13 protein-coding genes are annotated in these 13,321 nt (G+C 68.8%); 5 read left to right on the forward strand and 8 right to left on the reverse strand.

From position 1 onward, the window contains the following. Nucleotides 1-13: 13 nt before the first annotated feature. Nucleotides 14-874: a helix-turn-helix transcriptional regulator gene (locus EV649_RS02420; protein ID WP_130380037.1), complete on the forward strand. Its 861-nt coding sequence runs from the start codon at nt 14-16 to the stop codon at nt 872-874. On the opposite strand, the gene EV649_RS02425 is transcribed toward EV649_RS02420, so the two are convergent. Next, on the reverse strand, nt 871-1,743 hold the full coding sequence (locus EV649_RS02425; protein ID WP_130380039.1) for a LysR family transcriptional regulator: 873 nt from the start codon (nt 1,741-1,743) through the stop codon (nt 871-873). The genes EV649_RS02420 and EV649_RS02425 overlap by 4 nt on opposite strands. A 70-nt stretch (nt 1,744-1,813) precedes the next feature. Here EV649_RS02425 and EV649_RS02430 point away from each other — a divergent pair, with 70 nt between their 5' ends. Beyond that, complete coding sequence (locus EV649_RS02430) at nt 1,814-2,554, forward strand: SDR family oxidoreductase (protein WP_130380041.1); 741 nt, start codon at nt 1,814-1,816, stop codon at nt 2,552-2,554. Here EV649_RS02430 and EV649_RS02435 read toward each other — a convergent pair. Then, nucleotides 2,514-3,716, reverse strand: coding sequence for an MFS transporter (locus tag EV649_RS02435; RefSeq protein ID WP_241997669.1), 1,203 nt, complete (start codon nt 3,714-3,716; stop codon nt 2,514-2,516). The genes EV649_RS02430 and EV649_RS02435 overlap by 41 nt on opposite strands. 67 nt (nt 3,717-3,783) lie before the next feature. Here EV649_RS02435 and EV649_RS02440 point away from each other — a divergent pair, with 67 nt between their 5' ends. From EV649_RS02440 to EV649_RS02450, 3 genes are read left to right on the forward strand one after another with little or no spacing between them, the layout of a single operon-like run. After that, a complete protein-coding gene (locus tag EV649_RS02440) occupies nt 3,784-4,761 on the forward strand; it encodes a DUF5937 family protein (protein ID WP_130380043.1) in 978 nt (325 codons plus the stop codon). 26 nt (nt 4,762-4,787) lie between these two features. Next, a complete protein-coding gene (locus EV649_RS02445; RefSeq protein WP_130380045.1) occupies nt 4,788-5,459 on the forward strand; it encodes a DUF1345 domain-containing protein in 672 nt (223 codons plus the stop codon). Nucleotides 5,460-5,504: 45 nt separating this feature from the next. Then, a complete protein-coding gene (locus EV649_RS02450; RefSeq protein WP_241997670.1) occupies nt 5,505-6,470 on the forward strand; it encodes an EamA family transporter in 966 nt (321 codons plus the stop codon). Here the strand turns inward: EV649_RS02450 and EV649_RS02455 are convergent. The 6 genes from EV649_RS02455 to EV649_RS02480 all read right to left on the reverse strand — a co-directional run bounded on the left by EV649_RS02455 (nt 6,463) and on the right by EV649_RS02480 (nt 13,264). After that, the gene (locus EV649_RS02455; RefSeq protein WP_130380049.1) at nt 6,463-7,614 is read right to left on the reverse strand and encodes an alanine--tRNA ligase-related protein; all 1,152 of its coding nucleotides are present in this window, start codon (nt 7,612-7,614) and stop codon (nt 6,463-6,465) included. The genes EV649_RS02450 and EV649_RS02455 overlap by 8 nt on opposite strands. A 196-nt stretch (nt 7,615-7,810) precedes the next feature. Further along, nucleotides 7,811-8,920, reverse strand: coding sequence for a glycosyltransferase family 4 protein (locus EV649_RS02460; protein ID WP_130380051.1), 1,110 nt, complete (start codon nt 8,918-8,920; stop codon nt 7,811-7,813). Next, complete coding sequence (locus tag EV649_RS02465) at nt 8,917-10,164, reverse strand: M48 family metallopeptidase (protein WP_130380053.1); 1,248 nt, start codon at nt 10,162-10,164, stop codon at nt 8,917-8,919. The genes EV649_RS02460 and EV649_RS02465 overlap by 4 nt, the downstream gene beginning before the upstream one ends. Beyond that, nucleotides 10,157-11,641: a hypothetical protein gene (locus tag EV649_RS02470; RefSeq protein ID WP_130380055.1), complete on the reverse strand. Its 1,485-nt coding sequence runs from the start codon at nt 11,639-11,641 to the stop codon at nt 10,157-10,159. The genes EV649_RS02465 and EV649_RS02470 overlap by 8 nt, the downstream gene beginning before the upstream one ends. Nucleotides 11,642-11,730: 89 nt before the next feature. Continuing rightward, nucleotides 11,731-12,792: a C40 family peptidase gene (locus tag EV649_RS02475; protein ID WP_130380057.1), complete on the reverse strand. Its 1,062-nt coding sequence runs from the start codon at nt 12,790-12,792 to the stop codon at nt 11,731-11,733. Between the two features lie 214 nt (nt 12,793-13,006). Beyond that, complete coding sequence (locus EV649_RS02480) at nt 13,007-13,264, reverse strand: hypothetical protein (protein ID WP_198682272.1); 258 nt, start codon at nt 13,262-13,264, stop codon at nt 13,007-13,009. Between the last annotated feature and the right edge of the window lie 57 nt (nt 13,265-13,321).

Consider the following 13,321-nt stretch of genomic DNA (forward strand, 5'->3'; position numbering starts at 1 on the left):
CTACGGTGGAGGTATGGACAACCGAGCTGCGATCCGCGAGTTCCTCGCCTCGAGGCGTGCGCGGATCACCCCCGAGCAGGCGGGACTGCCGGCGTACGGCGGCAACCGCCGGGTCAAGGGGCTGCGCCGCGAAGAGGTCGCCATGCTGGCGGGAATGAGCATCGACTACTACGTGCGGCTGGAGCGCGGGAACCTGGCCGGGGCCTCCGACACCGTCTTGGAAGGGCTTGCTCGGGCACTGCAGTTGGACGACGCCGAGCGTGCTCATCTGTTCGATCTCGCCCGCGCCGCCGAACCGACTCCCGCGCGCAGTCGCAAGGCCGCGCCCGCGACCGTTCCGGCCAGCGTCCAGCTCGTGCTCGACGCCGTGAACGATGCGCCGGCCTGGGTCCGCAACGCCCGCCACGACATGCTCGCGGCGAACCGGATGGCCCGCGCGCTCTACTCTCCGCTGCTCGCGGATCCACGCCGCCCCGCCAACAGCGCCCGCTTCGTCTACCTCGACCCGGCCTCACACGACTTCTTCCAGGACTGGGAGCGCGCGGCCGACGACATCGCCGCCATGCTGCGCTCCGAAGCCGGGCGCAATCCGCACGACAAGTTGCTGATCGAACTCATCGGGGAGCTGTCCACCCGCAGCGAGGACTTCCGCACGCGCTGGGCCGCTCACAACGTCCGCTTCCACCGCACCGGTCTGAAGAAGCTCCGCCATCCGGTCGTCGGTGATCTGGATCTGACCTTCGAGGCGATGGAGTTCCCCGCCCACCCAGGACTCACCTTCCTGGCGTACGTCGCCCCCGTCGGCAGCCCGACCGCCGACAGCCTCAAACTGCTCGCCAGCTGGGCCGCCACCACGGAGGTCCCCCAGCACTAAGGAGTGCCTGACCGCCTGACTGCCACCTCGACGAACTTGGCGAGGTCGGCCGAGCGACTGCCGGCCGGCCAGACCACCAGCATCTGGTACGGCTCGACGTCGGTCACCGGCCGGTAGACGACGTCCGGTCGAATGTTGCGCTCGGCCATCGACTGCGGCACGAGCGCGACCGCCTGCCCGAAAGCGACCACCTCCAGCAGCTGTGACGAGTCCTGCACGATCGGCCCGTCCACCGGATCGTCCGGCCGCGCCGACCAGTAGTTGCGCTCAGCAACGTTGGCTCGGCTCCACCGCGGCGCCGGGATCCCGGCCAGATCATCGGCCGCCAGCACGTCCCGCGTCGCCAACTCGTGCCGCGCCGGAAGCGCAGCAACCCGCGGCTCCGTGTACAGCAGCTCGGTTTCCAGTCCGTGGTCGTCGAACGGCCGACTGACCAGCGCAACATCCGCCCGTCCGTCCCGCACCATGTCAGCCTGCTCCCCGAACCCGCTCACCACGACCTGCACCCCCAGCAACTCACCCTGGAGCTCCGTCACGATCCGGTGCAGCACCTCTGTGGCGACACCGGGCTTCGCCGTCACCACGAGGCCTCCGGACGACTGGCTGGCCCGCTGAGTCCGTCGTACCGCGGAGTCGAGCGCATCCAGCACCGGCCCCGACTCCTTCAGCAGGGTCTCCCCGGCCTCGGTCAACCCGAGGCGGGGGCCGGAACGGTCGAAGAGGTCGACGCCGAGACGGTGCTCGAGTTGGCGCATCGCGCGGGACAGCGGCGGCTGGGCAATGCCCAGACGCTCGGCGGCGCGGGTGATGTTCAGGTCCTCGGCGACCGCGCGGAAGTAGCGCAGCTCGCGGATCTCTGGCTCCGGCATACCTCCAGGGTATGGCGGACCACCTGATCGGTGTTGGTCCGCGGGGGTGGGTCCGCGCTGGACTGGAGGCATGAATCAGAACGAAGTCGCCCTGGTGACGGGCGCGAACAAAGGCATCGGCCACGAGATCGTGCGCCAGCTCGCGACCCGCGGGCTCACGGTGTATCTGGGCGCACGGAACCCGGCTCTAGGCGCTCGCGCCGCGGAGGAGCTGGTCGGCGACGTGCGGTTTGTGCAGCTCGACGTGACCGACGTTGAGTCGGTCGCGGCTGCCGCCAAGCAGATCGAAGCGGACTCCGGCCGGCTCGATGTGCTGGTGAACAACGCCGGCATCGTGTCCGAGTGGGGCACGGCGGTCGCGGACATCACGGCCGAACAGGTGCGATCGGCGTACGACGTGAATGTGTTCGGTGTGGTCGCGGTGATCAACGCCTTCGTACCACTCCTGCGACGGTCGCCGAACGCGCGGATCGTGAACATGTCGAGCGGACTCGGCTCGGTCAACCTCCTCTCGGAACTCGACGGCCGCCTCGCAACCCAAGGACTGCTCGCCTACAGCTCGTCGAAGGCGGCGCTCAACGCCCTGACTCTGGTCTACGCAAGCGCCCTGCGCGCGGACAACATCAAGGTGAACGCCGCCACACCGGGCCTGGTGCCAACCGACCTGAACACGCAGGCATCCGTACCACGCGGCGAGCGAACTGTGGCCGACGGAGCAGCCGTCCCGGTCGCCCTCGCGACGCTCCCGGCAGACGGACCAACCGGCGTCTTCAGAGGACCTGAGTCACTGACCGACGTGGCTCCGTGGTGAGGGCCTGACGGGCTATCAGCAGGGTGATTGTGGTGCCGAGGACGCCTGCTCCTGCCATGGTGAGGTTTGGGGCGAGGAACGAGCCGACGACGCCGCCCAGGGCGATGCTGACGCCCTGGATCGCCATCAGGCCGCTGGTTTGGACGGTGAACAGGCGGCCGCGGTACGACGGGTCGGCGTGCTGCAGGATCAGCGGATCGATGCCCTGGTTGAAGGCGTACCCCGTGCCGGAGATCGCGAGGAGTACCGCTGCGACCGGGATCGGCGGTGTGGTGAGGAACGCGATCGCGGGCAGTTGGCTGATCAGCAGGAACGGGACGACGAGCCGTCGCCGCACGGAAGGGGTGAACCGCGCGACGACGAGCTCGCCGAGCACGCTGCCGACGGCGTACCCGGTGAACAACGCACCGGCGGCAGCGGCTGCGACGCCGACCTGAGCGGTGTACGCGACGGCCAGTCCGTCCGGGACGGACGAGAACGCCGGGGCCACCCAGGTCAGCAGGATCAGGTTGCGGAGTTTCGCGTTGGCGAACAGGATCTGCAGTCCGTCCCACGAGTCGCGGACTGTGTTGCTCTTGCGCTCCCCCGGCGGCGTGTACGGCGTACCCGTCGCGATCAGCACCGCGGACGCGAGGAAGGTCACCGCGTCGAGCGCCAGCAACCAGTTCGCGCCGACCACCGCAACCGCGATCCCGCCGAGTGCGAACCCGGTCAGCACCGCGACCTGACTGATTGCCCTCAGCAAGGACCTGCCGACCGGGAAGAGGTCGGTCGGCAACAGGTGGGCGAGGCTGGCGGCTCGTGCGCCCGCGAAGATCGGTGCCACGATCCCGGTCACCAGCAACAGTCCCAGCAACCCGCCTACCGGCATTCCCGGTGTCAGCATCAGTCCGATGGCGACGGCGCTGACCACATCGCACGCGACCAGGACACGGCGCGCGGGGAATCGGTCCGCGATCGACGAGAACAGCACGCCGCTCACGGCGTACGGCAGGAACGAGCACGCCAGGACGAGGGCCGACAGCAACGGTGATCCGGTCCGCTCGAAGATCAGGATGGACAGCGCGACCTGCGCCGCCACGGTTCCCAGCATCGAGACGGTGTGGGCGGCGTACACGGCGCGCAGGCCGGGAAGGCTGAGTACAGCTCGGTAAGACCTCACGCCGCGAGCCTGCACGCGTCACGGCGGTGCGGCGTAGAGTTTTGGTTGTGGCCGAAAGTTCAGGTTCGTGACGGTACTGCGGTTCACGCAGGCGGACGCGCTGCGGTGCCGGTTCGGGGCGTCGCCGTTGTGGGAGACGATGTCCGCGGTGCGGGTGCTGAACGGATCGAAGCACCGGCCGTTGTACGGCGACTGGATCGCGGCGAAGCGGGAAGCGGCAGCGCGGCTCGACCTGCGCGGACTGAAGGCGGTGCAGCCTCGTGTGGGGTTCACGCCGGACTTCCTGACCCCGCCGCCGAAGGCCTCCCGGGCGAAGTTCGCGACCGAGATCGCCCGCGTCCGCAGTACCCCGCTCGACACGGTCCGCACCGAACTGATCCGGTCGCGGAACGAGATGAAGAACCCCGGCGCGCCGGAGATCGACAAGATGCTCGACGACCTGGCCGGCACCCGCGAGCGGCTCGCCGACGAGATCGAGGGCGCCTGGGAGACCCTGATCAAGCCGGACTGGCCGCTGATCAGCCGCGTCCTCGAGGACGACATCGCGTACCGCGGCCAGCAGTTGACCGACGGCGGCCTCGCCGGACTGTTCGACGATCTGCACCCGACCCTGGACTGGGAGGACGACCGCCTGATCGCCGCCCGCTACCGCTCCGAGGACCGCGATCTCGCCGGACAGGGCCTGCTCTTGGTCCCCGGGGTCTTCGCCTGGCCGTACCTCGTGATCGTCGTCGACCCGGCGTACCACCCGACCCTCGTCTACCCGGCCCGCGGCGCCGCCCGCCTGTGGTCCGACGCCCCGGCTCCCCCGGACCCGCTGGCCCGCCTGCTCGGCCGCACCCGCGCGACCCTCCTCGTCGCGCTCGACCCACCCGCCACCACCAGTGCGCTCGCCGCTCAGTACGACCTCGCCCTCGCCACGGTTGCTGAACACCTGTCGGCGTTGTACGACGCGGGTCTTGCGACACGTCGTCGTACCGGTCACCAGGTCCACTACCGCCGTACCGAAGTGGGACAGGCCGTCATCGACGCCTCCGTCGGATAACCGGCCCGCGGCGCGAGAATGCTGAGATGAACAAGCCGACGAAGGTGCGTCCGCCCAGCACCCGCCACACGCGGCGCTGGCCGGCCTCGCTGGCGGTGGTCGCGGTTCTCGTGCTGCAGGTGCTCGTGCCGACGCAGATCAACGCGCTCCCGCGGTGGCTCATGCCCTTGCTCGGTGGACTTCTGCTGCTGCCGCTGGTGTGGATGAACCCGTTCCACCTGCGCCGCGACGAGCCCTGGCTGCGGTCGGTGGAGCTCGTCCTGCTCGCGGTTCTGGTCGCGGTGAACGCGTACTACCTGGCCGGGATGATCTTCTTCCTGAACAACGGGGACGCCAACCAAGGCAAGGTCCTGGTCAAGAGCGCTCTGCTGATCTGGGTGACGAACGTGGTCGCGTTCGCGGTCTGGTATTGGGAGATCGACCGCGGCGGCCCGTTCGCGCGGGCGCCTGAGCACGAGCGTGAGACCGAGCGCGCGGACCTGCTGTTTCCGCAGATGACCGTCGACCTGCCGGGGTGGAAGGGCTGGCTGCCCGGATTCACCGACTACCTGTACGTCGCGCTCACCAACGCGACCGCGTTCAGCCCGACCGACACGCTGCCGCTGACGGCCCGCACGAAGACGCTGATGGGCGTCCAGTCGGCGATCGCGCTCCTCACCGTCGCGATCGTCGCCGCCCGCGCGGTGAACGTCCTCTGAGATCACACTCGACAGCCATGTAATGGGCATGAGAGCGTTATGCCCATGTACAGCACGAAGTCGGTGGGGTTGGGGTTCGCGGTCTTCTCCGCGATCACGTTCGGCGGGTCGGGCCCGTTCGCGAAGGCGCTGATCGGCGCCGGTTTCACGCCGCAGCAGGCGGCCTGGTTACGGATCCTCGGCGCCGCCGCGGTGCTGGTTCCGCTCGTGCTGGCCTTCCGCGGTCGCGCCGGGCTGCGCTCGGCGCGGGCGTCCTGGAAGGCGCTGGTGCTCTACGGCCTGACCGGGATCGCCGGCTGCCAGACGCTGTTCTTCGTCGCTGCGAGCCGCCTGCCGGTCGGCGTGGCGCTGATGCTCGAGTTCTCCGGTCCGGTGCTGGTGGTCGCGTGGCTGAAGTTCGGCCAGAAGGTCGCCGTACCGCGGTCGGCCGCGATCGGGGTGAGTATCGCGGTGGTCGGTCTGGCGACGGTGGCCGAGATCTGGTCCGGGTTGAAGCTCGATCTGATCGGCCTGCTCGCCGGCCTCGGTGCGGCCGCGTGCCAGGCGACGTACTTCATCCTGATCGACAAGTTGACCGGCGCCGCGGATCCTCTCGTGATGACGGCGGCGGGCAGCGTGGTCGGCGCCGTCGTACTGACCCTGATCGCGGCACCGTGGGGTACGCCGTGGCACGTGCTGGTCGACTCGATCGCGATCGGCCAGCGGCACGCTCCCGGCTGGGTGATGGCCGCGTGGCTGATCCTGGTGAGCACGGTCGTCGCCTACCTCGCGGGTGCGGCCGCCGTACAGCGGCTCTCGGCGCCGATCGCGGGTGCGGTCGCGTACGTCGAGGTGGTCGCGGCCTGTGTCTTCGCGCTGATCCTGCTCGGCGAGACGCTGCGCACCAACCAGATCATCGGCGGCGTGATCGTGCTGGCCGGCGCCTTCGTGGCCCAGTCGTCGGTGGGGAAGGTCGCGTCTCCGGAGATTCCCGACGCTCCCCGCTCCGACGTACTGGATCCGGTCACCTGAGCGAGTCCACCAGTTCCCGCGGCAGGCCGTGGGTTTCGTGCAGGTACTCGTAGTCGGTGTCGTCGAGGGACTTGTGGAACCGCTCGTGGCTGAGCACCTTGCGGCCCCGGTCGAGCAGGTTGCTGAACCGGATCTCCTCGTCGATCAGGATCCGGCGGATCAGCGTCACCGTCTCGCCCTGGTGGAAGTGGTGCAGCGTGTGCTCGAACAACTCGATCGGCAGGTCGGACAGCGACCGCGACTCGTCGGTCTGCCAGAGGATTGTCAACAATCGGCGGATCAACCGGCGCAACACGTACCCGCGGCCGGTGTTCGACGGATGCACGCCGTCGCCGACGATCACGATGCTGGACCGCAGGTGATCGATGACGATCCGCTGCGACCGCTCGTCCAGCGTCCACAGCTTCGGGATGATCCGCATCCACGGCTCGAACAGCGAGGTCTCGTACACCGACTGCCGGCCCTCCAGGAGCATCGTCAGCCGCTCCAGTCCGAGGCCGGTGTCGATGTTCTGCTGCTTGAGCTCCTCGAGCGAACCGTCGTCGTGGCGGCGGTACCGCATCATCACGTGGTTCCACACCTCGACCCAGCGGTCGTCGGTGGTCGGCGTACCCTCCGGCTCACCGTCGCCGGTCCAGACGAAGATCTCCGAGTCCGGACCGCACGGACCGGTCGGGCCGTTCGACCACCAGTTGTCGTCGGTGGTCAGCTCGATCGGCAGCCCGAGCTCCTGCCAGGTACGGAGCGACTCCTGGTCGAGCGGCACCTGCTCGTCGCCGCCGAACACGGTCACGTACATCCGCTGCGGGTCCAGGCCGAAGCGGGTGGTGAGCAGCTCGTACCCCCAGCGCAGGGTCTCGTTGCTGCCGTAGTCCCCCAGCGACCACGAGCCCAGCATCTCGAACACCGTCAGGTGGGTCGGATCCCCCACCTCGTCGAGATCGGTGGTTCGCAGACATCGCTGGATGCCCACGAGTCTGCGTCCCAGTGGATGTGGTTCACCCTCCAGGTACGGCGTGAGCGGATGCATCCCCGAGGTCGTGAAGAGCACGGCATCGCCGAGCCGCGGAATGAGCGTGGACCCGGTCGTCGGGACGTGCTCGCGGTCGAGGAAGAAGTCGATGAAAGTCCTGCTGATGCTCATGGTTCTCGTCCTTGTCGAATTCAGGACCGGAACCAGACCACCGGGCTACAGAAACAACGAAACCGGCGAACCGTTTCCGGTCGCCGGTGGAAGTCTGTGAATGTCAGGCCGCGGCAGCCGGAGAGCATGAAGCTCGTACGGCTGCGGCAAGTCGGAACATTCGGTGCATGCCGGTCAGAGTACACGACTCATGGCATCAGGTGTCCAGCAGTTCTCTCAGCGTGGCGCCGGACCGGGCCCAGGTCCATTCGGCCTCGACCCATTCGCGGCCTGCTGCGCCCAACTCGCGGGGGTCGGTGAGCAGTTCGACGATGCGCACGGCGACGGCCGCCGGGTTGTACGGGTCGACCAGGTACCCGGTCGTCCCGTGGATCACGGTGTCGGCCGCGCCACCCGAGTCCCCCACCAGCACCGGTTTGCCAGTGGCCGACGCCTCCAGCGTGACGATGCCGAGCGCCTCCGGCTCCAGCCCGAACCGCCGCGTCCGGCACGGCATCGCGAACACATCGGCAGCATCGACGTACGGCGGAATCTCGGCCCACGGAACCGGCCCCGTGAACACCACCGCGTCCGCCACGCCGGTGCTCACCGCCAGTTCCTCGAGGTATTCGCGGTCCGGCCCACCTCCCACCAGCAGCAGCCGCGCGTCAGGCACCGACTGCTGGACCCGCGGCCACGCGCGGATCAGCGTGTCCTGCCCCTTCCGGCGAATCAGCCGCGACACACAGGCAACCACCGGAACGCCGTCCAGCCCGAGCCCTTTGCGGATCTGCTCTCCCCCACACCCCGGAGCGAACCGGCGCGTGTCGACCCCGGGCGTCAGCCTCCGCATCCGTTGAGCGGCCGCCGGTGACAACGCCGGAGCGATCCGATCGGCACACCACGACGACACCGTCGTCACCGTGTCCGCCGCGTCACCGATCCGCCGCAGCGCCTGCCGAGCCCCGGGTACGCCGGCCCACCACGTCTCGTGTCCGTGCGTCATCGCGACGATCCGCCGCGCACCGGCCCGCCGCAGCGCCGGACCCATCAGCCCGAGCGGAGCGGCCGCCCCGAACAGGATCCGGTCGGCGCCGTACTCGCGCATCAGCCCGACGGCCCGCTTCGTGACACGGGCCGTGGGCAACAACATCGACGTCCGGTCCCGGATCACCGGGAACGGCAGCGTCGCGTCGTACGCCGTGTCGCCTACCTCGCGGGAGGTGTAGACGACGACGTCGGGCAGTTGGTCGCACAACGAGCGGACGAACGTCTCGATCCCGCCCTGGCGTGGCGGGAAGTCGTTGGTGACGACCAGGACGGTCATCGTTGGGCCAGCGGTGGGACCGTGCCGCCGTTCTCGGCGGCCCAGGCGCGGCCCATCGCGATCCGCTCCGGCGCGGTCGGGTGGCTTGCGAACATCCAGTACCGCCAGGCGCTCGGGTCGAGTCCCGAGATGTTCCGGACGGCGAGGTCGTGCTGCATCGCGACGAAGTTCTGCGGGTCGTTGGTCAACCGGAGCGAGTGGTAGTCGGCACGCGCCTCGATCTTGCGGCTCACCAGGTTCTGGATCGGGCTCGCCAGCGTCGTACCGGCCACGATCAGCGCGACGAGCAGCGCCGTACGCCGGGGGTCCGCGATCCGGGCCCCGAGCAACAAGTACAGCAACGTGATGCCGAACGCCGTACCGAGCACGCCGATCAACGTGCCGTGCAGTACATCGTCCTCGGCGGCGTGACCGAGTTCGTGCGCGACCACGAGCCGGACCTGCGCGGGCGGGGTGTCCTTCAGGAGCGTGTCGTAGACGACCAGCCGACGGGTGGAGCCGAAGCCGGAGACGTACGCGTTCAAGGCCGTGGTCCGCTTCGACGCGTCCGCGACCAGCACGTCCTTCACCGGTACGCCGTCCTCGGCCGCGAGCTTCAGGAAGTCGTTGCGCAGGGCACCGGCCGGCATCGACGTGAAGTCGTTGAACCGCGGCTCGATCAGCACCGGGTACGCGAACGACACGCCCAGCACGAGCAGCGCCGCGGCGATTGCCCCAGGCAACCACCAGCCCTGGCGCCAGCGTTTCGCCAACGCCACCAGGACAATCGCGAGGATCGCGACGCCGAGTGAGGTGATCACCCAGTTCACGCCGCGGTCCCAGACCCACAACCGCCAATTCTCCACGGACAGCCCGTACTTCAGGCTGACCCGCTGGGCGAGTACGTCGGTCGGCACGGTGAGCAGGTTGGTGATCAGCGCGATCCCGGCCACCGTGACCGGTACGGCGAGGAACCACCAACGGATGCGCAGACCGTCGTACAACCGGCGGCCCAGCGGGCTGAAGCCGATCACCAGCGGGACCGCGACCGAGATGATCCAGGACGCCGTCGACCAGCGAAGGATCTCGTGCCGGTACGCGTTCTGGCGGGCGATCTCCGCGGCCGTGAAGTCCAGCGCGGCGTCCGGCTTCGGCAGATCGATCAGGTGCCACGGCGTGGTGACGGCGATCGTGAAGACCAGCGCGAGCGCCAGCAGCCCACCCGCGGCGCGAGGCGCCCACGGACTGGAAGCTTTCTTAGGCACCGGCGAGCCGCTCGAGGTACTTCTGCCACTCCGCGACGAACTCGGCCTCGGTCATCCCGAGCACCGACTTGAACGCGTCCGGCAGCCCGGTCGAGGTCTTCGACGCGTGCACGGCCCGGTAGAACTTCACCAGCTTGTCCTGTCCCTCGCGCTCGGCGATCAGCCGGCAGGCCAGCCACGCCGACTCGTACGCCTGCGGCAACTCGGTCGCCGACGCCGCGAACGCCTCCGGTGTCGGCAACGTGGCCGGCACCTTCCCCGCACGCACCGCCTTGAACAACTCCTTCGCCGCCGACTCGTCCTGCACGGGTACGGCGGTGAACGCGACATAATCCGCGAAGCCTTCGGCGAGCCACAACGGCACTGGCGACGCGGTCGCGGTCGACGCGACGTGCGTGGTCTCGTGAGTCAGCACGATCCGTCGGCCCTGCTTGCCGAGTTCCTCGAACAGCTTCGGGTTCGCGACGATCCGCACCGGCGCGCCGACCGCCGGCGTGTCCAGCTCGGCCATCGTGACGGCAGCGATCTGGGTATAGGTGTTCGGCTGCGCGCCGAGAACACCTTCCATCTGGGCCTGTTTCGCGGGCAGGTAGACGACCACCTTCTGCCGCCAGCCCTTGCCCCACACCTTCGTCACGGACTCGACCGCCTTGTCGGCGACCGAAACGTAGCTTCTGGCCTCCGACTCCGAGTCAAGGCTGATCACCAGGCTGTGCTTGCCCTTGGCCAAGTCGATCGGGCCGAGCGCCCACACCGGCCGACGCTGTCCCGCCACGAACCGCTCCGAGAACGAGGCGGCGTACGTCTTGCCGTCGCGGGTCACGAACGTCACCGGGAGCGTCTCGCGCGCGGGCTTCACGTCGTACCCGGAGAGCTGCCAGGAGACCTCGACCTGCGCCAGCCAGGACTGCGTCCCGCCGAGCTCGGCCTGCCGGTCCGGGGTCAGGGCAGCGCTGTCGTCGCTCACGTAACGTAACTGGAAGGTGCCGAGCGGGAGCGCGCTGAGGTTGCTGAAGATCGTCCGTGCGCTGGTCCGGAACGCCGTGGCCTTCGGGTCGATCGTGTTCAGGAACTCGGTGCGATCCTCGTTCTCGACCGCGTCGGTCATCTTCTGCAGCACCGCTTCGCCCGCGACCGCCCGCTGTACTCCGGCCTGGGCCTGATCAGGCGTGCTCGAGGTCGACTGCGACGGCTGGTGCGCTCCGACGCCGTTCGGATCGGCCGGGGCGTTGGCGATGTGCTGGAGCCCGGCGTACCCGGCACCGGCGACCAGGCAGACGGCGACACCGAGGGCGACCTTCTTCAGGATCGGCGCGAACGGCGGGCGCTGCGGACCGCCGACGTACGACTCCGACAGGTGGTCGATCGGCTCCTCAGCGTGATCGGCCGACGGGATCACCGGCAACGGAATCGTATCGCCGTGCTCGTCGATCACCTCGGCCCCTCGCTGCTCACCTGCCCCAGTCAGGCGGGACACCCGGCCTCCTCCGACACTACGGCATCACCATCAAACGCATCGGCTCCGGGGAGAACCCCCGGAGCCGATGAGTATGTCAACGTGGCAGGTCAGCCCGGACGGACCGCGGTGTTGTACGGGTTCTCGTCGAGCGGGCTGATCTCGACGCTCTTGCCCGGACGGGGAGCGTGGACGATCCGGCCGTTGCCGAGGTAGATGCCGACGTGGCTGATCGGGCTGAAGAAGAAGACCAGGTCGCCCGGCATGAGCTCGGACTTGCTGACCCGGCGGCCCTCGCTGGCCTGCGCCTTCGACGAGTGCGAGAGGGAAACGCCGGCCTTGCCCCAGGCGTACATGGTCAGGCCCGAGCAGTCGTACGAGTTGGGACCTGCGGCGCCCCAGACGTAGGAGTCACCGAGCTGGGACAGGGCGGCGTTGATCGCGATCTTCGCGCGGCCGCTGGCCGGAACGTTCGGGAGGTCCTTGTCGTCGCCGGTCCGGTCGCCGTCGCGGGTCGGGCGCTGCTTGCGCGCCTCCTCCGCCTCCTTGGCGTTCTCTTCCTCGATCCGCTTCCGCTCGGCATCGCTGAGCTTGTCGAGGACCTTCTCGGCGGCGTCGAGCTTGGACTGGAGCTGATTCTTGAGCGCGTCCTGCTTGGCCTGCACGGCCTGCAGCGCGGCCAGCTCGGTCTGTTCGCTCGCCTGCAGGTCGGTCAGCTTGCCCTGCGCGACCTGGAAGCGACGCAGTGCCGAGTTCTGCTGGCCGGCGAAGGCCTGGGCGGTGGACGCCTGGCTGAGGAACTGGTCCGGGTTGCTCGACAGCAGCAGCTGCGCCGTCGTGGAGATGCCCGAGGTCTGGTAGCCGGCCACCGCGAGCGAGCCGATCTGCCGCTTCACCGAGTCCACCTGGGCCTGCTGCTTGGCGATACCGGCCTGCAGGGCCTTCACCCGGGCGGACGACGCGGTGATCTGCCCGCGCAGGTCGTTGGCCGACTCACCCGCCTCTTCGGCCTGGTGCTGGAGCGTGGCGATCTGCTGCTTCGCCTGCTCCAGAGTGGGCTTCGGGTCGGCGTCCGCCGCTCCCTGGATGAAGATCACTCCCGCGACGACAGCGGTGCTGGTGATGGCGGCGAGGGCGATTCCCCTGGTGCGGTTGATGCGTCCGATGGACACAGCCCGGTCGGTCCCTTCCTCTGCTCGCGCCGTCCCCGTTGACCAGGCTCTCCGTGGACAGCTGTCCACGGGATCCGCCGGATCACTCCCTCGGCTTGCCGCTGCCCGGTCGGCCGGAGCGGCCGACACCCTGAGGCAACGAGACGTAACAGTAGTGACCGTTTCGTGACCAGTGCAATTCGCCCCTCGGGTTTGATCGAAAATTAACGAAGGATCAACCCGACCCAACGGCCGTTTCGTCTTCTCCGGCAGGCGATTCGGCAGCAATGTCCGGCTCGACACTACTGACCGCGTGCACGAGGCGCAGCGGTGGCACCAGGCCCGAGTCGGCGAGCGCGTCCAGGGCCGCCTTCTCGTCGTCGTCGATGCGCAGGCTGCCGGAGCGTTCCTCCGAGAATCCGAGCACTACCGTGACGACGCAGTCCTGGCAGCCGGGACCCTTCATCACACAAGCGTCGCAGTCGATCAGCACAACATCCTCCAAGTGGGGAAGCACCCGGACTTGCATCCGGCTGAGAAGGACGCTAGA

This window comes from Kribbella sp. VKM Ac-2569, assembly GCF_004216905.1.
In the GTDB taxonomy this organism is placed as follows: Bacteria; Actinomycetota; Actinomycetes; order Propionibacteriales; family Kribbellaceae; genus Kribbella.

Coding starts and splice junctions, on each gene's coding strand:
- EV649_RS02450 (WP_241997670.1), top strand. CDS start 5,505: ATGTACAGCACGAAGTCGGTGGGGTTGGGGTTCGCGGTCTTCTCCGCG.
- EV649_RS02430 (WP_130380041.1), top strand. CDS start 1,814: ATGAATCAGAACGAAGTCGCCCTGGTGACGGGCGCGAACAAAGGCATC.
- EV649_RS02455 (WP_130380049.1), bottom strand. CDS start 7,614: ATGAGCATCAGCAGGACTTTCATCGACTTCTTCCTCGACCGCGAGCAC.
- EV649_RS02425 (WP_130380039.1), bottom strand. CDS start 1,743: ATGCCGGAGCCAGAGATCCGCGAGCTGCGCTACTTCCGCGCGGTCGCC.
- EV649_RS02445 (WP_130380045.1), top strand. CDS start 4,788: ATGAACAAGCCGACGAAGGTGCGTCCGCCCAGCACCCGCCACACGCGG.
- EV649_RS02420 (WP_130380037.1), top strand. CDS start 14: ATGGACAACCGAGCTGCGATCCGCGAGTTCCTCGCCTCGAGGCGTGCG.
- EV649_RS02460 (WP_130380051.1), bottom strand. CDS start 8,920: ATGACCGTCCTGGTCGTCACCAACGACTTCCCGCCACGCCAGGGCGGG.